The 18,568-nt window shown below is 55.8% G+C and carries 15 protein-coding genes; 1 reads left to right on the top strand and 14 read right to left on the bottom strand.

Going from position 1 to position 18,568, the window contains the following annotated elements:
- Nucleotides 1-37: 37 nt before the first annotated feature.
- The gene (locus HFP08_RS01410; protein ID WP_168118716.1) at nt 38-367 is read left to right on the top strand and encodes a hypothetical protein; all 330 of its coding nucleotides are present in this window, start codon (nt 38-40) and stop codon (nt 365-367) included.
- Here HFP08_RS01410 and HFP08_RS01405 read toward each other — a convergent pair.
- From HFP08_RS01405 to HFP08_RS29110, 14 genes are all read right to left on the bottom strand, one after another.
- On the bottom strand, nt 364-1,923 hold the full coding sequence (locus tag HFP08_RS01405) for an ABC-F family ATP-binding cassette domain-containing protein (RefSeq protein ID WP_168118715.1): 1,560 nt from the start codon (nt 1,921-1,923) through the stop codon (nt 364-366). The genes HFP08_RS01410 and HFP08_RS01405 overlap by 4 nt on opposite strands.
- Before the next feature lie 226 nt (nt 1,924-2,149).
- Nucleotides 2,150-3,745, bottom strand: a complete 1,596-nt coding sequence (locus HFP08_RS01400; RefSeq protein WP_240941022.1) for an S-layer homology domain-containing protein — start codon at nt 3,743-3,745, stop codon at nt 2,150-2,152.
- Between the two features lie 285 nt (nt 3,746-4,030).
- A complete protein-coding gene (locus HFP08_RS01395; protein ID WP_168118713.1) occupies nt 4,031-5,272 on the bottom strand; it encodes a molybdopterin-dependent oxidoreductase in 1,242 nt (413 codons plus the stop codon).
- A 64-nt stretch (nt 5,273-5,336) separates the two neighbouring features.
- The gene (locus HFP08_RS01390; RefSeq protein WP_168118712.1) at nt 5,337-6,419 is read right to left on the bottom strand and encodes a sensor histidine kinase; all 1,083 of its coding nucleotides are present in this window, start codon (nt 6,417-6,419) and stop codon (nt 5,337-5,339) included.
- Nucleotides 6,416-7,297, bottom strand: a complete 882-nt coding sequence (locus HFP08_RS01385; protein WP_240940998.1) for a response regulator transcription factor — start codon at nt 7,295-7,297, stop codon at nt 6,416-6,418. Before HFP08_RS01385 ends, HFP08_RS01390 begins: the two co-directional genes overlap by 4 nt.
- Nucleotides 7,298-7,389: 92 nt before the next feature.
- The gene (locus HFP08_RS28955; RefSeq protein WP_206109155.1) at nt 7,390-7,917 is read right to left on the bottom strand and encodes a hypothetical protein; all 528 of its coding nucleotides are present in this window, start codon (nt 7,915-7,917) and stop codon (nt 7,390-7,392) included.
- 549 nt (nt 7,918-8,466) lie between these two features.
- Nucleotides 8,467-8,880 carry a hypothetical protein gene (locus HFP08_RS01375; protein WP_168118711.1) on the bottom strand — a complete coding sequence of 138 codons (414 nt, stop codon included), beginning with the start codon at nt 8,878-8,880 and terminating at the stop codon, nt 8,467-8,469.
- A 68-nt stretch (nt 8,881-8,948) separates the two neighbouring features.
- Nucleotides 8,949-9,695, bottom strand: coding sequence for a type I methionyl aminopeptidase (map, locus tag HFP08_RS01370; protein WP_168118901.1), 747 nt, complete (start codon nt 9,693-9,695; stop codon nt 8,949-8,951).
- Nucleotides 9,696-9,863: 168 nt separating this feature from the next.
- Nucleotides 9,864-10,052, bottom strand: a complete 189-nt coding sequence (locus HFP08_RS01365; protein WP_168118710.1) for a hypothetical protein — start codon at nt 10,050-10,052, stop codon at nt 9,864-9,866.
- Between the two features lie 253 nt (nt 10,053-10,305).
- Nucleotides 10,306-10,509: a hypothetical protein gene (locus HFP08_RS01360; protein WP_168118709.1), complete on the bottom strand. Its 204-nt coding sequence runs from the start codon at nt 10,507-10,509 to the stop codon at nt 10,306-10,308.
- A 194-nt stretch (nt 10,510-10,703) separates the two neighbouring features.
- Nucleotides 10,704-12,746 (bottom strand): long-chain-fatty-acid--CoA ligase, encoded by a 2,043-nt coding sequence (locus HFP08_RS01355; RefSeq protein WP_168118708.1) that lies wholly within the window; start codon nt 12,744-12,746, stop codon nt 10,704-10,706.
- A gap of 15 nt (nt 12,747-12,761) precedes the next feature.
- Nucleotides 12,762-14,591, bottom strand: a complete 1,830-nt coding sequence (locus tag HFP08_RS01350) for an acyl-CoA dehydrogenase family protein (RefSeq protein ID WP_168118707.1) — start codon at nt 14,589-14,591, stop codon at nt 12,762-12,764.
- Between the two features lie 74 nt (nt 14,592-14,665).
- Nucleotides 14,666-15,874 (bottom strand): acetyl-CoA C-acyltransferase, encoded by a 1,209-nt coding sequence (locus HFP08_RS01345; RefSeq protein ID WP_168118706.1) that lies wholly within the window; start codon nt 15,872-15,874, stop codon nt 14,666-14,668.
- A 67-nt stretch (nt 15,875-15,941) separates the two neighbouring features.
- Entirely contained in the window at nt 15,942-18,563 is a 2,622-nt protein-coding gene (locus HFP08_RS29110) for a 3-hydroxyacyl-CoA dehydrogenase/enoyl-CoA hydratase family protein (protein ID WP_240940994.1), read from the bottom strand.
- Between the last annotated feature and the right edge of the window lie 5 nt (nt 18,564-18,568).

Here is an 18,568-nt window from a genome sequence, read left to right as displayed (position 1 = left end):
GTTAGGAGCACCCGGACGCGAGGCGTATCGCTCCTTCTTGCTGAGCTATGATGCCGGCTTTCCTCTGCTATACGCCATCGCGCTTGCTCTCTGCGCACGCGTGCTGCTTCGGAGAGCGTTTCCTGACTCATCCAAAGCAGCAAAGCTAGGAATGATTCCTCTATTCGCCGGATTGTTCGATTATATTGAAAACCTGTTGATTTTGCTCCTTCTCCATCACTATCCCGCGCATATGAGCTGGCTCGCGGAGACAGCAGGCTTCTTCACGCTTGCGAAGTGGACAATGACGCTCGTTAGCGCGGCGCTTCTTATCACGTCTATCTTGAGAATATGGGCTGAGAGCCGCAATCGCTCTTTTACAAACTAAACTCTCGCGCTCTCCATCGCCCAAGCCTCCACATCCCAGGTCTTCGTCACCCAATCCTCATAGAATTCCGGCTCGTGGGAGACGAGAACGACGGTACCCTTGTAGGCTTGCAGCGCGCGCTTCAATTCAGCCTTGGCGACTACGTCCAGATGGTTCGTCGGCTCGTCGAACAGAATCCAGTTGCTTTCCCGAAGCATCAGCTTGCAGAGGCGGACCTTCGCCTGTTCTCCACCGCTGAGCTGATTGAGCGCGCGCGTAATATGATCGTTCTTCAGACCGCAGCGGGCCAGCGCGCCTCTTACCTCCGACTGGCTCATAGAGGAGAACTCGTCCCACACATCCTCCAGCGGAGTCATCGTCGGAGCCTTCGCTTCCTGCTCGAAATAAGCGGGAGACAAATAATCGCCTACTTCAGTCTTGCCGTCCAGCGGCGGAATGACGCCTAGAATCGTCTTCAGCAGCGTCGATTTCCCGACACCGTTGCAGCCGACAATGGCGATCTTATCGCCGCGCTCAATGACCATATCCATCTCAGGGAGCAGCGGCCGCGTGTAGCCGATAACCATTCCCTTCGCTTCGAACACCAGCTTGCCGCTCGTTCTCGACTCCTTGAAATTGAACGTCGGCTTCGCCGCTTCCTCCGGCTTATCGATGCGGTCGATGCGGCCGAGCTGCTTTTCGCGGCTCTTCGCGCGGCCGGAGGTCGAGGCTCTTGCCTTGTTTTTCTGAATAAACTCCTCTTGCTTCTTAATATATTCCTTCTGCTTCTCGTAAGCGTCGATATGCTGTGCCTTGTTCAGCTCGGCCATCTCCAGAAACTTCTCGTAATTGTACGGGTAACGCGTCAGCTTCGCGAATTCCAGATGATAGATCACATCGACCACCGCATTCATGAAGCCCGTCTCATGGGAGATGAGAATGAACGCATGCGGATAATTCTTAAGATAAGTCGTCAGCCAGTTAATATGCTCTTCATCGAGATAGTTCGTCGGTTCATCGAGCAACAGCACGCCCGGCTTCTCCAGCAGCAGCTTGGCCAGCAGCACCTTCGTCCGCTGCCCGCCGCTCAGCGCCGTCACATCGCGATCGAGACCGATCGCATTCAGCCCGAGGCCATTCGCCATCTCGTCGACCTTCACATCGATCAGGTAGAAATCCCCGATCTCCAGCTCCTCCTGAATTTCGCCCATGCGAACGAGCAGCTGTTCCAGCGTATCCGAATCGGCTTCGGCCATCCGCGCCGTCACCTCGTTAAGCTCCTCCTCGAGCACAAGCAAGGGCTCGAACGCATCCTTCAGGACGTCACGTATTGTTTTGCCAGCTTCCAGCTTCGTATGCTGATCGAGATAACCATAATGAACGCGCGGCGTCCATTCCACCTTGCCTTCGTCCTTCAGCAGCTTCCCCGTCAAAATATTCATTAACGTCGATTTCCCCGTGCCATTCGCGCCAACGAGCCCGATATGCTCCCCTTCAAGCAAACGGAAGGATACCTCCCGAAACAACACTCTATCACCGAACGTATGCGATAATTGCTCTACTGTTAACAAACTCATTTTCTTTATCTCCATTCCTGTATGCGCCTTAATCCAATTGCCCGTATCATTGTACCACAAATATATAATATCCATAGGAATAACCCCGCAACAAATCAAGAGGTGCCTCTCGGCACCCCTCGTTTTTGCTTGACCCTATCTAACAAAGCTACTGCTCATCCTTCAATGCAATTAAATAAGCGTTCTCGAATACCCGGCGGTATCTTGGCTTTAGTGCCTATTGAAATTACTTCAGATTCTCTACCATTCTTACAGCTATAACCAATGCCTGTTCACGCGTTGCGCTGGCATAATTGGCCGCTTCTTCGGCAGGCGTAATGGCGCGAGGACTGAAATTGTTGTTGCCCGTACCCGCGATAATTCCGTTTGCGGCCATGAAATAAACACTTTCCTTCGCCCATGAAGAAATCTTCGCATCGTCGGCAAATGTCCCCGTCTTCGTATATGTCAGCTTGAAGCTGCCGTCATTCGCCAGCGACCAACCGACAATCGTCGCCTTCTTGAAGGCACGCGTAAGCATGGTGGCCGCCTGCTCGCGATTAAGCAGCACATTCGGCGCGAAGCGATCTGCGGACAGACCCGCAACCAGATTGGCGTTATATGCCTTCAAAACCTCAACATCCTGCGTATCACGGAAAGGATTGTTCAGAGCCGGCAACGCCTTCGCTCCAGTAAGGCTTTCATACACCTTGACAGCCACCGCTGCGAATTCAGCTCTTGTCACCGGCTTGGTCAAATCCTCGCCATAGAGCGAGTCGGGAATGAGTCCCATACTCTCAGCCTTCTCCAGTTCGGCCGTCGCCCAGACAGAAGCATCGGACCAGGCATCCCCATCCGCGAAATAGCTGTAGTTGGTATCCGGTTGACCTTTCCCCGGTATCATCCATAAATCGTTGATGGAGACAGTTTTCCCCGCTGGCGCAATGGTGAAATCATACGCCTCGATATAACCGTCCTTCGATGCCCGGAATGCATTCAGGCCAGATACAACCTCAGCGGTAAACTGGCCGTTCGGGCCCGTCTTTACCACATTTTTCGTACCGAGCACGCGTACTGTCGCCCCGGCCATCGGATTGCCGTACTCATCTCTGACTACGCCCTCCACTGTGCTGATATACGCTGAACGACTATAGTTGACAAGCAATTTCACAAAATCGATGGCGAAGCCGTCTCCCAGTCCAGTCGTTTCATTGATATATACCGACAAAGAGCCGGATGCAATATCCGAATAGAACCTCTGAGGAATTTCGATCGATATGATTTGTACAACGGGACCCGTCTGATCAATATGATTTAACACCTCGGAAATAAAAGGCGCGTCTTTGCCATTCAAGGTAACCGAAAAATGCGATCCCCAGTTAATGGCCTGAAAATCATCTACACAAATCTGAAGCATCGCATTATCGACAGCAATCCCCTTCGCATCGTATTTCAATTCGATGGCTCTGGTCGCGGCTCCCTCTGCATCCTGCTCCCATTGCATAGAATATCCATCCAAATTCTCGCCTGTATAGCCAGTGCCCAGCATAATTCTGTCTGTCCCCTTAGCCGCTCCCTCGCGCGGATCCCATGGATAGCCATGCGACCAGGTTTGCTCGGCCGTAAACGGATTTTCATCCTCAAAGAAGCCAAATCCGACATTATTAATGGAACCCGATCGAACCATAAGCTCAGCTTCGCTTGTATTGCGAAGCGTCACCGACTCAGCCTCCCAATCTCCATTGTCCGGATCGCTAGCCGCCATTACGGACATAGGTACAATAACCGCGCATAGCAACAGGACGAATGCGAGCATGCCTGCAAGCTTGTTTTTCACCTTCATTACCACCTTTACTACCTCCCGATAATTGCTGTATTCGACTTGGGCTAAGTTGCCTAGGAGCATAATAGCATGGTGGATGGAGTCCTTAAATAATCATTTCAAATGATTATCCACGCGGCGTGGATCTTGCCCCGGATGCAGCATCTACAGTCATTTATAACAGCGTGTCTCCTGCGAGATACGACCATTTCCTCAGCATCAAACAGCCCCCAGCTTGCAAGCAAGCTGAGGGCTGTTTATCCACTTTTTTTTATTCGCAAGTCCATTCATACAAGCGAAGATCCTCTACACCCAAGCCTCGTTCTTATAACCGCGCTTCTCCCAATAGCCGATATGCTCACCCTTGATCAGCTCGATCCGATTCAGCCATTTCACCGACTTGTACGCGTACATCTTCGGCATGATCAAGCGAACCGGTCCGCCGAGATCGCTTGGAATCGGCTTGCCGTCATGCATCACTGCAATGAAGGGCTTATCCTTGGCCAACTGATCCAGCGTAATGCCGCTCGTATAGACCCCGTCCCCCGAGTGGAAAATAATCGAATACGCTTCATCCTTCACGCCGACCCCCTCAAGCATCTCCTTCAACGGGATGCCCTCCCAGGTATTGTCGTACACCGACCAGCCGGTTACGCAATGGAAGTCGCTGACCTGCACCGAGCGCTTCAGCTTCACGAACTGCTCCCAATTCCATTCCACCGGCTTGTCGACAAGTCCGTCGATCTTGAACGACCAATTGCTGTTGTTGAACTTCGGGATTGCCGTTACCGTATAGACGCGGAAGCGCCCGTTCGCCCCGCCTCCTATCGGAGGCAGCGAAGCCGGCAAAGGCTGCGGCTCGGGCAGCAATACGTTCGCGTTATTTTCGACTGCGGCATTATAAGAGCCGCTTCCTCCGCTTCCCACGCTGAGCGATGAACCCAGCCACTTGATGAAGGAGGGGCCGACCGTCACCGCAAGACCGACGCCGATCGCTCCGCGAATGAAGCTTCTTCTCGTGTAGAAAGGCTGGGGTGAAGCAGGATCATACTGTGCCACTTCCTTCTTCTTGCCCTGTACCGAGCGGCGGTTCGGATCCTTCAGCCATTTCACTCGCGTGATGGAATGATAAATAATGTACGGCAAGCCGATCCAGGTCAGCGCGTCATGCACGACAAGAGCGGCGTTCGCCGCCCGCGGCCCCACCGCGCGGAATTGCCAGAGCAAGACCCCGGAGAGCAGCCAGCCGACGAGCAAGCCAAGCACAACCAGCACATTGAATTTCTGCCAAGGCTTCTCGCGAATCTGCTTCCAGTGCTTGCCCGCCAGCACAAGATAATACAGCACGGGCAGCAGCGACACAATGCCGATAATAATATGCGTATCCTTGAGCCAAACTCTGCTTTGCCCGAGAATGCCGCGCCAGGATCCGTTGAACAGAATCAGACCCGAAATCGCGAGAAACACGACAATCCAGCCGTTCCAGGCATGAATCGACACCAGCTTCTTCCCGTAGCCCTTCCTCAGCTTCTTCAGCAACTCGTTCATGACGCCAACCCTCTCCCTTTTCAGTGATCCTGATGCAAGACGCAACAGTCGGTCTTCCGGAGCCTCACGCCGATTGAAGCCTCAGCCAGAAGCGGCTGCCTTGCCCCGAAGGCTGATCGACGCCGATTGAGCCTCCATATTGCTCGACCAGCAGCTTTGCGATGGATAGGCCAAGGCCGGAGCCTCCCGCTTCCCTGCTTCTTGAGCGCTCCATACGATAGAAGCGTTCGAAAATCTTCTCCCGCTCCTCCTCGGGGATGCCCGCTCCTTCATCCAGGACGGCTATCTGCACATAGCCATTTTTCGGCTCAGCCGCTTCCACGATGATAATGCCTCCCTGTGGAGAGTACCGAATGGCATTTTCAATCAAGTTTTGCAGCACGCGCATGAGATGCTTCGAGGTCATTCTGACTGCCGGTGCGCGTTCAGGTGATTTCACCCGCAAGTGGAGCGACTTGGCGCCGAGCTGCGGAGTGAATCTCGGCAGCAGCTCCACGAGTAAATCCTCGATGTCGGTTCGAGCGTTCTCATCCTCGTCCCTGCTCCCGCTCGCCGCCGTGCCCTCTCCTGCCAATCCGTGCTCCTTCACCCCCGAATCCAGCGTGGACAGTTCGAACACGTCTTGAATCAGTTCGCCTAACCGAATCGTCTCCGAACGGATCGTTGCGACATAACGGCGAAAGGTCTCATCGTCCTGCACCACGCCATCCTCCAGCGCCTCCGCATAGGACTGCATCGATGCCAGCGGCGTCCGAAGATCATGAGCAATGTTCGCAACCAGCTCCCGCTGCGCTTGCTCGGCCGCCTTCACCTGGCGGAAGCTCTTCTCAAGCGAGGCTCCCATCTGATTGAATTGATTCGCCAGCACCTTGTATTCCGTCAAGCCGGAATCGGCAACTCGAGCCGTAAGCTCACCCTCCGCAATACGCGCAGCGCCTTCACGCACTCTACTGACCGATGCCTCCAGCGGCCTGACGAGCAAGAAGAACAATAACGCCGACACAATCCCCGCTCCTACCGCTGCAGAGCCGAGCCATAGAAACTGCTTCTCCGTCACCAGCATATATTGAAAGAATACGAATAACAAAATAATAATAAATGCGATCGAGATACAATTCGCCAGCAGCAGATAGGTGCGAAGTTTCATGTTGAGGTTCCTTTCCCATCGAGCTTGTAGCCGATTCCCCACACGGTCTTGATCCAGGTTGGATCGGATGGATTCGTCTCCACCTTCTCGCGAAGTCTTCGCACATGAACCGTCACGGTAGTGGTATCGCCTTCATAAGCCATATCCCACACCTGATTCAGCAGTTGGTTGCGCGAGAATACTTTGCCCGGATAAGTCGCAAGAAGCTGCAGCATGTCGAATTCCTTGGCTGTCAGCTCCACCTCCCGTTCCCGCACAACGACCCTGCGTTCATCCGGGTATATGGTCAGGCCGTCGAAGCTGAGGCAGAGACTTGGAACGAAGACACCCGTCAATTCGGCGTTGGGCCGCTCTCCCGCCTGTGCACCTTCCGCTCCCGCTGTCCCGTTACTGCTTGAAGCGTTGCTCTTTGCGCTCGCTGGCGCATGTTCTGCAGGAAAGCTCGGAGATTGCAACGCCGAGTATCCTTGTTTGATTCCGCCTGCAACGCCTTGCCCAGACCTCCCATGACTGCCAATTCGCCGCAAAATATTTCGAACCCGCAGCACCAGCTCCCGCGGGCTGAACGGCTTCGTCATATAATCATCCGCGCCCATCGTTAGGCCCAGCAGTCGATCAGACTCCTCGCCCCTTGCTGTGAGCATAATGATGGGCGTATCTGCTTCCTGGCGAATCGCATCGCATACCTCAATGCCGTCCATCTTCGGCATCATAAGATCGAGCACCAGCAGATCCGGCTGATGCTCTCTCCATAAACGAAGCGCTTCCTCACCGTTCGCGGCCACCCAAACCGAATAGCCTTCACGCTCCAGATATCGCCTGCACACATCCGTTATGTTCGTCTCGTCATCCGCTATTACAATTCGGGCAGCCGTCATTGATTTTCCTCCTCGCCATTCCTTTTGCTTTCATTATACCGTTCAAAGGCGGCGGATACACATTGCGTTTGATCAGTTGAATCCTTGCTCCGCTACATTTTATCCGACTTCGCCATGTCTCCGTCCTTCATCGTGTCATCGGACTTCGTCATGTCTCCGTCCTTCATCATGTCATCGGACTTCGTCATGTCTCCGTCCTTCATCATGTCATCGGACTTCGTCATGTCTCCGTCCTTCATCGTGTCGTCCGACTTCGTCATGTCGCCGTCCTTCATCGTGTCGTCCGACTTCGTCATGTCGCCGTCCTTCATCATGTCATCGGACTTCGTCATGTCTCCGTCCTTCATCCTGTCATCGGACTTCGTCATGTCTCCGTCCTTCATCCTGTCATCGGACTTCGTCATGTCGCCGTCCTTCATCCTGTCATCGGACTTCGTCATGTCGCCGTCCTTCATCGTGTCGTCCGACTTCGTCATGTCGCCGTCCTTCATCATGTCGTCCGACTTCATCTCGTTGCCGCTCCCACTGTTGTTCATCATCTCATTGTTGTTCGAATTGTTGCACGCTCCAAGCAGCAGCATGCTTCCCACAATCATCACGCCTAACAGTTGCTTCTTCATCGTTCATTTCCCCCTTCGTGATTATGGCCTATCCGGCTCATAGCTCACATCTTAAGGGAAACATCTAACTATCCAAGAACGTTTGCATTGCCATTATATTAGCAAAACATTACAGAAACATTAACAAGTCCGCTCTACGTCGATTTTTTCGACTTACAGCCCTCGGCGAGCAACGGTTTGGCTTTGTTAGTCGATTTTTTCGACTTGCAGCCCTCAGCGAGCGACGGTTCGGCTTTGCTAGTCGAATTTTTCGACTTGCAGCCCTCGGAGAGCGACGTTTCAGCTCTGCTAGCCGATTTTTTCGACTTACAGCGCTCGGTGAGCGACGTTTCGGCTTTGCTAGTCGATTTTTTCGACTTACAGCGCTCGGTGAGCGACGTTTCGGCTTTGCTAGTCGATTTTTTCGACTTACAGCCCTCGGCGAGCAACGTTTCGGCCTTGCTAGTCGATTTCTTCGACTTGCGAACCAGTTGCTCTAAAATACTGCAGAGTTACTTTTCACACCTACAGCTCCTCCCACTTCGCTTTTCTGCTCTCCAGTGTTACTTTTTACATCTGCACACGCTCCACGCCTGCTTTCCCACTCTCAGAGTTACTTTTTACACCTACAGCTCCTCCCACTTCACTTTTCTGCTCTCCAGTGTTACTTTTTACATCTGCACACGCTCCACGCCTGCTTTCCCACTCTGCAGAGTTACTTTTTACACCTGCAGCCCCTCCTACCTCGCTTTTCTGCTCTCCAGTGTTACTTTTTACATCTGCACACGCTCCATGCCTGCTTTCCCACTCTGCAGAGTTACTTTTTACACCTACAGCCCCTCCTACCTCGCTTTTCTGCTCTCCAGTGTTACTTTTTACATCTGCACACGCTCCAAAAACCTGCCAACGCAAAAACCCGCCAATCGGCGGCGCGCCAACGGCAGGTTCAGATCTGGGAAGACCTAAACTTTCCACTCTTCCCATTTCAAAGTTAAGGACCCCTATCAAACGAGAATGCGTGAACGACAGCCCCGCGCGTAGCGTTTCAACAGTTAGTCCCAGCGGGTCAGAACGATCGGACCGTCCTTCGTGACCGCGATGGTATGCTCGAATTGCGCGGACCAGCCGCCATCGACCGTTTTGGCCGTCCAGCCGTCCTGTGCGATGAACACATCGGCGCGCCCAGTCGTTACGATCGGTTCGATCGTAATGACCATGCCGTCCTCCAGCTTCACTCCCTGACCGGCAGGTCCATGATGATCCACCTGCGGAAACTCATGCATGCTTCTGCCTATGCCATGACCGACGAATTTCGAAACCACCTGAAAGCCTTCCCGCTCGGCCTTCCTCTGCACAGCATACCCGATATCACCGATATAGTTGCCGGGAACCGCCATCTTCACTCCGGCAAGCATCGCCTGCTTCGACACCCGAAGCAGCTTCTCCGTCGCCGCAGTTGTCTTGCCGATACTGTACGTCCACGCCGAATCGGCGAGCCAGCCGTCAAGATCAGCCACCATATCGATGGTCACAATATCGCCCGACTCCAGCGGAGCGACATCTGGAAATCCATGACAAGCTACATCGTTGAGGGAAGCGCAAGTCGCATAGGGATAACCCTTATATCCTTTCTGCGCGGGTTTGGCCCCCCTCTCCAGCATAAATCGCTCAACGAAGCGATCAATTTCAAGCGTTGTCACGCCTGGAGCAATGCTCTTCGAAATCGCGCGATGACAAGCTGCAACAATGCGGCCCGCCTTGCGAATCTCTCTGATATGCTCCCTCGACTTCAACTCCACAGCCACCTCCAGCACCTCCTCAAAAATCCATCTTCATTACCCTATTCCTGTTCGGAAAGCTTCATGACCTTAACCATGCCAATAATCCATATTTTCCACAAAAAAGAAAAAGGCCTTGCCTGCTGCCGAAAACCCGGCAACCTGCAAAGCCATTATGTTCATCGTGATTCATCCCACTGAAGAGTTGATTCTGCCCATTTCATCTACAACCAAAGAGGTTAGTTCATCCTCATATCCGCCAGTAATGCGATACTTGCGAATGTAATCCTTCACAAATTTGCGCGGGTCCTTGGGCTGGAAAATTCTCGTTAGTTCCTTCAGGCTTTCCTTGACTTCATTCTGGCTATGCTTCGCCATGAAATCTCCTCCCTTTTACGATGGATGGTCGTCCTAAACAGCAGTATTCGAGAACGGATGCGGATATTACCCCGCAAGAACCCCCTTCGGTACAGGCATATGTGCTTCATGGCCCAATGAGTCACAATGTTTCAATTTTTCTTACTATTATAACATTGACCCGCCAATTAAGAAAGCCAATTGAAGAAATGACTTCCTTACTCGCGAGAAAAGACCATTCAAATTTCATGAACATTCAAGTTTAATGCTGGCTTTATCGTTCGGAATTAGCTTTATTTACCAGCTCAGAATCGCCGTTTTTATGCATTGACTCGTCAGAAAGCGGGGACTCGAAATCAGACCTGGAAGCCGCCTCCAGCTTTTGTTTGCGAAACAAACGCAAATAAGCAATGACGCCGATTACGCCGACGGCAATGCCGAAAGCCAGCAAAGCAACCCTCAACCAGTCCTCTCCCATGTCCCCGCCTCCTTCTCGCATACTCTTATTATTATCGGCCATTATTGAAGATCCCATTATGTGCAAACTGCACAAGTTTATTTACAAATATTAGTTATAATTATAGCGAATCTTCCAACTCCAATCAAATTACAAAGTGTGACATTCCCATTAAAAATCGATATCATTCTGCAATGGAGACAAATCGCCTTCCTTCATTCTTTCCCCTCTTCCTCCAACAGCTTGCGGCGCAGCACCTTGCCAATCATCGACTTTGGAAGCGTTTCCCGAAACTCATAGTAATGGGGTACCTTATACGCCGCAAGCCGGTCCCTGCACCATCGATCGAACTGGCTTCGCGATACGATCCAGCCGTCCTTCAGCACAATAAAGGCCTTCACCGTCTCCCCCCGGTAATCATCCTTGATTCCGAGCACCGATGCTTCTTTCACGGCAGGATGCTCATACAGAACCTCTTCCACCTCGCGCGGATAGACGTTGAAGCCGCCTGCGATAATGACATCTTTCATGCGATCCATAATGGTAAAATAGCCATCCCCGTCCATAGTCGCCAAATCGCCCGTATGCAGCCAGCCGTTCCTAAGCGTCCTTGCGGTTTCCTCCGGCCGATTCCAATACCCCTTCATCACCTGCGGACCTCTGACAATAAGCTCGCCAAGCTCGCCGGGCGGCTGCCGCTCGCCGGTTGCCGGATCAACGATCGCCGCATCCGTATCGGGCAACGGAATGCCAATCGTTCCGTTCTTGCGCTTGCCCCATACCGGATTGCAATGGGTGACGGGAGCCGCTTCGGTCAAGCCGTAGCCTTCCACCAGCCTGCCTCCCGTCATAAGCTCGAACTTCTCCTGCACCTCGAGCGGCAGAGCCGAGGAGCCGCTGATGCAAACCTTGATGGAAGACAGATCCGCTTTGCCCGCGTTCGCATGATTAATCAGAGCGACATACATCGTAGGCGCGCCGGGAAACATCGTGGGCTGCCCGCCGCTGATCGTCTTCAGCACCGTATCCGTCTCGAATCTCGGAAGCAGAATCATGGCGCCTGCCTGCATGGCCGACATATTCATTAATACCGTTAATCCAAACACATGAAACAAGGGAAGTGCTGCCAAATATCTCTCCTTGCCGGCCTCCGCCTGATGGAACCACGCCGAGATTTGCAGCGTATTCGCCGCGAGATTGCGATGCGTCAGCATGACACCCTTCGGCGTGCCCGTTGTGCCGCCCGTATACTGCAACGCCGCCAGCTCGTCGCCGCCGGCAAGCTCCGGCAACTGCAAAACGGGCGCTCCGCCGACGAACAGCTTTCGATAAGCGACAATGCCATGCTTGCCGTACGGAACCGATGGGCGATGGCCGCCTTTGCGTTGCTTGATCGGATAGAGCATGCTCTTCGGAAAAGGCAGACCGTCCTTGATCGAGGTGATGATCACATTCTTCAGAGCCGGCAGGGGCCCTTCGGAAGGCGTTTCTCCCCGCACCCGCGCAAGACGTGTATACAGCATATCCAGTGTTATAATCGCAGCTGCGCCGCTGTCGCTGAGCTGATGCTCCAGCTCCCGCTCCACATAGAGAGGATTAGTCTGCACGATAACGGCGCCCGCCAGCAGCACTCCGTAATAGGATACGACCGCTTGAGGACAGTTTGGAAGCATAATCGCGACTCTGTCGCCCTTGACGATTCCGAGAGCAAGCAACTCGGATGCGAGCCGTACCGCCGCGGTATGCAGCTCGCGATAGGTCATTGTCTTGCCCATGAAGGTTAGTGCGTTATTTCTCGGGAAATGATTAACGGCGTTAAGCAGAAACTGCGTAATATTCTGATCGGGATAGTCGAGCAAATGCGCAACCTCTTGCTCGTAATGGCGCAGCCATGGCCTGGGAAGCTCCTCTGCCTGCGAGTTCCCTTGCACTGGATATGCGGCTTCGTCAACCGACGACTCGGGAGCATCCTCTGAAGCGTCTGTTGTTGCGTCTGTTGTTGCGTCTGTTGTTGCGTCTGTTGTTGCGTCTGTTGTTGCGTCTGTTGTTGCGTCTGTTGTTGCGTCTGTTGTTGCGTCTGCGGCTTCCGCCGCATTAGATTCCGTCGCTGCCGGCTCGGACGCCTCGGACGTCTCGAATGTCTCGGACGACTCCGCGCAGCTTCCTATTTCAGCCTGCTCCGTCTGCGATGCTTCCTCAGCAGCATCAAGTGACGGTGTATCGGGTACATTCCCGTCTTTCCCTTCGAATGATTCCATAGCTGCGCTCCCCCTCTACACGACATAATGCTCACTATGCGCGACGCGCGCCCCGATCTGGCGTTTCAAGGCTATGGTATCCGCAAGCGGCGCGCGCATCAGCTTCTTCAGCACAGACAGCTGCATCTGCAAGCCGTCTCCTTGCGCCAGGGCAGCCAGCGCAGTTTTGGCAAGGGAATCCGTCCTCTCCATCGTCTCCTGCACGAACACCTCCGTCATCATCTGCGCAAGCTCGGCTTCTCCGCTCCCTCTCGACTGCAGCTTCCGCGCGCGCAGCTGCGCGCTCTCCATCGCGTAGATGCCTATCATTAAGTCGGCTAATACGCATAACACCTCCTGCTCCTGCTCAAGGCGCACGCCGAGCTTCTGCACAGCCAGACCGCCGACGGCGAGGAATATTTTTTTCGCTTGAGCGATGCGGTATTCTTCCTTGACGAGCGGCTCGTCGAATGCCGGCATCGATACCGGCAGCATCAGCTCGCTTTGCAGCGCCTGCGCCTTCTCCAGCAAGGGAAGCTCGCCCTTCAGCGCTTTCTTGAGCAGCGTGCCCGGAATGAGCATGCGATTGATCTCGTTCGTCCCTTCGAAAATCCGGTTGATCCGCGAATCCCGATACATTCTCTCCACCTTGTATTCCTTGATGTACCCGTAGCCGCCGTGAATCTGCACCCCTTCATCGATGATGAAATGGAGCGCCTCCGAAGCAAATACCTTCACAATCGAGCATTCCAACGCATATTCGCTAATGGCCGCAACCGCCTTTTCGCCTGAACCGGCTTCTCCGGCTGCTGCGGAATTCCCAGATGCGCTCTCCCCATCGCCATTCTCGGCGGAGGTTCCATCCGCCGTCTTAAGCATGCTGTCGATATAGCCTGCAGTTCGATAGACCATGCTTTCCATGACATAGGCGCGAATGTTCATATCCGCAAGCTTCGCTCCGATTAGCGGGAAGGAGGAAATCGTCTTCCCGAATTGCTTGCGCGAGTTCGCGTATCGCGATGCCAGCTCGATCGTCTCTTTCGCAGCTCCGAGACAGGCGGCGCCAAGCTTGAATCTCCCAATATTGAGAATATTGAACGCAATGCGATGTCCTTTGCCGATTTCACCTAGCACATGATTTGCCGGAACCTTCACATCCTCGAAGAAGAGCGGACAGGTCGAAGAGCCCTTGATGCCCATCTTATGCTCCTCGGGACCAACGCTGAAGCCGGGCATATCCCGCTCGACGATGAAGGCGGTGAACCGCTCTCCGTCCACCTTCGCGTACACGATGAACAGATCGGCGAAGCCCGCGTTCGTAATATACAGCTTGGAGCCGTTCAGGATATAATGCCGACCGTCCTCGCTGAGCTTCGCCGTTGTCCGCGCGCCAAGCGCATCCGACCCGGACGCCGGCTCCGTCAGGCAATAGGCGGCAATGCGAGCTCCTGTTGCGAGATCGGGCAGATAAGCCTCCTTCTGCTCCGCCGTGCCGAAGAACACGATCGGCAAGGTGCCGATTCCGGTATGCGCGCCCAAGGAAAGCGCGAACGAGGAGGCTCTGGCAAGCGTCTCCGCAAGCAACGTAGTGCTAATCTTATCGAGTCCCATTCCCCCGAACGCTTCGGGTATATCCGCTCCGAGCAGTCCCAGCTCTCCAGCCTTGCGCATAAGGTTGAGGGTCAGCTCATAATTCAAAGCTTCGATCTCCGCATCGCGCGGCGTTACCTCCGCTTCGATGAATTGCCGCGCCGCAAGCGACATCATCCGCTGCTCCTCCGTGAAGTCCTCCGGCGTCGCAATCAATGGCAATTCGCTCTCCTCGATGACAAATCTCCCGCCAAAACGGACGGTACCCGTAGTCATGCCGCAGCTCTCCTTTCATCGTAGTCTGCCAGTCTGACCTTCATGGGGTCGAAACTTCGCTTACCCTGTGAGGTTCAAGGCGGACATACCTCCAGCAGGCCCGCTGCCCCCATGCCGCCGCCGACGCACATCGTCACAACGCCAATGCCGCCGCCTCTGCGGCGGAGCTCGTGAATAAGCGTAACCGACAGCTTCGTTCCGGTGCAGCCCAGCGGATGCCCGAGCGCGATCGCGCCGCCGTTCACGTTCACGCGCTCGGGGTTAAGCTCCAGCTTGCGGATAATCGGAACGCATTGTGCGGCGAACGCCTCATTAAGCTCGAACAGGTCCACCCCATCCTTCGTAATGCCCGCCTTTGCGAGCAGCTTGGGAACCGCCTCGATTGGGCCGATGCCCATAATCTCGGGCGACACGCCCGCCGTACTGAAGCCGCGGAATACGGCGAGCGGACGAAGCCCCATTGCGGCGGCTTTGGCGCGGCTCATCATTACGACCGCAGCGGCTCCATCGCTCATTTGCGAGGCGTTGCCGGCGGTAACCGTGCCGCCTCTGGCGAAGGAGGGCTTCAGCGGCGCCAGGGATTGCATCGTCGTCTCCGGCCTCACTCCCTCGTCCTTGGCGAACGTGAACGTCTTCTCCCACGGTCTGCCGCTATCGTCGGTTCCGGAGCGCTTCACGCTGACCCCAACGATCTCTTCCCTGAACAAGCCCGCTGCCAGCGCGGCGGCGGCCTTCTGATGACTGCAAGCGGCGAACGCATCCTGATCCTGCCGGGATACCCCGTATCTTCGCGCAACCTCCTCCGCCGTATGACCCATGCCCATATAGACCTCCGGCATGGCTTCGGCAATACCGGGATGCGGCGCAAAGCGGAAGCCGGACATCGGAACATGGCTCATACTCTCGACGCCGCCGGCAAGGATCACCTCGGCTTCTTCAAGCCTGATCCTCTCCGCCGCATAAGCAAGCGACTGCAGGCCAGAGGCGCAGAAGCGATTGATCGTCACCGCGGGGACGGACACCGGCAATCCCGCATAGAGCGAAATGATCCTCGCCATATTCAGCCCCTGCTCTCCCTCCGGCATCGCGCAGCCGAGAATGACATCCTCGATCTCCGCAGGCGCGAGACCGTGAACCCGCTCCAGAGCTCCATGAATGACTGCTTGGCCAAGATCCTCTGCCCGCGTCTCCGCGAAGCTGCCCTTGTTCGCTTTGCCAACCGCCGTACGCACGGCGGATACAATTACGGCATCAGAATCATTCACGCCGAATTTGAGCGGCATGCTGTCTCCTCCTTTCCCAAAATCAAATGACAAGCCATCACAGACAAGAAGCCTTGCCTCATTCAGCCTAATTTCGCAACGGCTTCCCCGTTGTCAGCATATGGCGCATCCTCTCCTGCGTCTTGGACTCGCCGCACAGGCTGAGGAAAGCCTCGCATTCGAGGTCGAGCATATATTGCTCGCTGACCTCGGCTCCCGCGCGCGCGTCTCCGCCCGCAAGCACATGCGCAAGCTTCCTCCCGATCAGCGCGTCATGCTCGCTAATCTGCCTGCTCAGCGTCATAGCCTGAACACCCACCTGCAGTACGGCTCTCCCTTCGCGGCCCGCCACCGCGATCCGCCTCTCCTCCTGCGGGCGATAGCCCTCGCGGTCCAGCTCGAGTACGGCCCGCTTCGCTTCGGCGATGCGGGCATCCTGCCGCATAATATGCCGATCCTGCGGACGGAGCAGGCCGAACCCCTCGATTTCCCGCCCGCTGGTCGACGTTTTTGCCATCGCGATCGTCTCGAACATAGCGTTCAACTGCGGCTGCAGCCCGGCCAAAGTGAATCTCCCTCCGCCAGCGGCTGCCCGGGCTCGATCCGCCGCCATAAGCGCCGCTTCCTTGCAGCCTCCGCCAGCAGGAATAAGTCCGACTCCCGTCTCCACCAGACCGAAATACGTCTCCGGGGAGACGATGATTGCGTCCGCCGGCAGGCAAGCCTCGACGCCGCCGCCCAGCGTCATGCGATGCGGAGCGGCGACAACCGGCCGATCCAGCCTCTTCAGGCGCAGCATGCTGCCCTGAAACATGCGGATGATCGCCTCCACTTCATCCCAATCGCCGCTCTGCGCTTCCATCAGAAGCAGCATGAGGTTCGCTCCCACGCAGAAGTTACGACCTTCGTTGGCGAGCACCAGCCCCCGCCAATTGCGGGACACCTCCTCCGAGGCCCCATGAATCGCGGCCAGGATATCTCCGCCGATCGCGTTATTCGGCGAGTGGAAAGCGAGACAAGCCACCTCGTCGCCGATGTCGATTAAGCTCGCGCCAGGCGTGGACAGCACCGTCCTCCCCGCATCGCGAAGCGCGGACAGAGAGATCACATCCGGCTCGGGCCGCTCCTCGCGCGACACGACCGACGGAGTAACCGCCTCAGCCTCTGGTTCCTGACGCGGCACAATCGACGCAGCCCCCTTAATTACTTTCGCTTCCTTCCGCGCAATCTCCAACGCACCCTGGCCTTCTCTCCCCCGACCATCAGGCGATCGCTTCCAAGGTGGGCCATCGTCCTGAGATTGCCGCTCCATTGAGGCGTACAGCCGCTTTCCTCCCTCCGTCGAGTAGAAGCTCGTATGTCCGGCGGCAAGCCAGCTCTCGATCCACTCCGGAATGAGTTCGCCTTCCTGCCTCATGCGCTTCACCGTGGAAGGCAGACCGACCGCATCCCACAGCTCGAACGGTCCCAGCTCCCAACTGAAGCCCCAGCGCATCGCGCGGTCGATGTCCGATATCGATTCCGCGATAACTCCGACCTGCGAGGCCGCGAAGAGCAGCGTGCGCTTAAGCGTCGACCATACGAACTGCGCATGCTTATGCGAGGGCTCAGCCGCGAGCAGCGCGCGAGCCTTCGCGCCGGCGCCCTTGGCGGTCTTCGCCGCTTCGATGACGGGCGAAACCGGCTTCCGCTGCTCCTCGTAGACCATTTCGTCCAATCGAAGCGCTTCAATGCGGCTTTGCCCGTTCTCGCCTCGCAGCTTTCGGTAGAAGCCCGCGCCCGTCTTCTCGCCGAGTCGTCCCTGCTCCGCCAGAAGCTCCAGCACTGTCGTCCTGCCGTAGAGCCTCTTCTCCTCGCCGCTCTCAAGGCGGCTTCGCATATTGTTCACCACATGCAGCAGCGTATCGATCCCGATCAGATCCAGCATGCGGAAGGTTGCGGTCTTGGGCCGCCCGAGTGCGGGTCCCGTCAGCGCGTCCGCCTCTTCGATCGTAAGACCGAATTTCAGCGTATCCTCAAGCGCGGTCAGCATGCCGAAGGAGCCGATCCGATTCGCAATGAAGTTCGGCGTGTCTCTCGCCAGCACGACGCCCTTGCCAAGCCGCCTCTCGCACAGCTCCGTCAGCTTCGCGACGGTCCCGGCGGAGGTGTCCTTCGTCGGGACAATCTCCACCAGCTTCATATACCGGGGCGGATTGAAGAAATGCGTCGCGGCAAAGCAGCTGCGAAACGCCTCGCTTCTCCCCTCCGTCATCGCTTCCACCGACAAGCCGGAGGTATTGGTGCTGACCAGTGCGCCCGGTTTGCGGTGCGACTCGACAGCGGCCAGTATCTCCCGCTTCGCATCCAGCCGCTCCACCACGGCCTCCACAATCCAATCCGCCTCGTGCAGGAGTCCGAGATCATCGCTCAGATTGCCTGCTTGAATCCGCTTCGCATAGGCCGCGTCATAGAGCTGCGCCGGCTTCGACTTGCCCATCGCGCCGATGGCCGACAGCGCAAGCCGGTTGCGCACCTCGGGATCCTGAAGCGTCAGCCCCTTCCGCTGCTCGGCGTCCGTCAGAGCTGACGGCGCAATATCGAGCAGCAGCACCTTCATGCCCGCGTTCGCTAGATGCGCCGCGATGCCCGCTCCCATCACGCCGGCGCCTATGACGGCGGCGTTTTGGAAGGCTTTTGGAGGGGTATTTTGCAAGACGGAATTCGACATTGAAC

Source organism: Paenibacillus sp. HB172176, assembly GCF_011947265.1.
Taxonomy (GTDB): Bacteria; Bacillota; Bacilli; order Paenibacillales; family Paenibacillaceae; genus Pristimantibacillus.
This window is presented reverse-complemented; position numbering and strand designations above follow the sequence as displayed.

Excerpts from the sequence above, each read along its gene's own strand:
- HFP08_RS01405 (WP_168118715.1), bottom strand. The coding sequence starts at position 1,923 with ATGAGTTTGTTAACAGTAGAGCAATTATCGCATACGTTCGGTGATAGA.
- HFP08_RS01400 (WP_240941022.1), bottom strand. The coding sequence starts at position 3,745 with ATGAAGGTGAAAAACAAGCTTGCAGGCATGCTCGCATTCGTCCTGTTG.
- HFP08_RS01395 (WP_168118713.1), bottom strand. The coding sequence starts at position 5,272 with ATGAACGAGTTGCTGAAGAAGCTGAGGAAGGGCTACGGGAAGAAGCTG.
- HFP08_RS01390 (WP_168118712.1), bottom strand. The coding sequence starts at position 6,419 with ATGAAACTTCGCACCTATCTGCTGCTGGCGAATTGTATCTCGATCGCA.
- HFP08_RS01385 (WP_240940998.1), bottom strand. The coding sequence starts at position 7,297 with ATGACGGCTGCCCGAATTGTAATAGCGGATGACGAGACGAACATAACG.
- HFP08_RS28955 (WP_206109155.1), bottom strand. The coding sequence starts at position 7,917 with ATGAAGAAGCAACTGTTAGGCGTGATGATTGTGGGAAGCATGCTGCTG.
- HFP08_RS01375 (WP_168118711.1), bottom strand. The coding sequence starts at position 8,880 with ATGGGAAGAGTGGAAAGTTTAGGTCTTCCCAGATCTGAACCTGCCGTT.
- HFP08_RS01365 (WP_168118710.1), bottom strand. The coding sequence starts at position 10,052 with ATGGCGAAGCATAGCCAGAATGAAGTCAAGGAAAGCCTGAAGGAACTA.
- HFP08_RS01360 (WP_168118709.1), bottom strand. The coding sequence starts at position 10,509 with ATGGGAGAGGACTGGTTGAGGGTTGCTTTGCTGGCTTTCGGCATTGCC.
- HFP08_RS01355 (WP_168118708.1), bottom strand. The coding sequence starts at position 12,746 with ATGGAATCATTCGAAGGGAAAGACGGGAATGTACCCGATACACCGTCA.
- HFP08_RS01350 (WP_168118707.1), bottom strand. The coding sequence starts at position 14,591 with ATGACTACGGGTACCGTCCGTTTTGGCGGGAGATTTGTCATCGAGGAG.
- HFP08_RS01345 (WP_168118706.1), bottom strand. The coding sequence starts at position 15,874 with ATGCCGCTCAAATTCGGCGTGAATGATTCTGATGCCGTAATTGTATCC.
- HFP08_RS29110 (WP_240940994.1), bottom strand. The coding sequence starts at position 18,563 with ATGTCGAATTCCGTCTTGCAAAATACCCCTCCAAAAGCCTTCCAAAAC.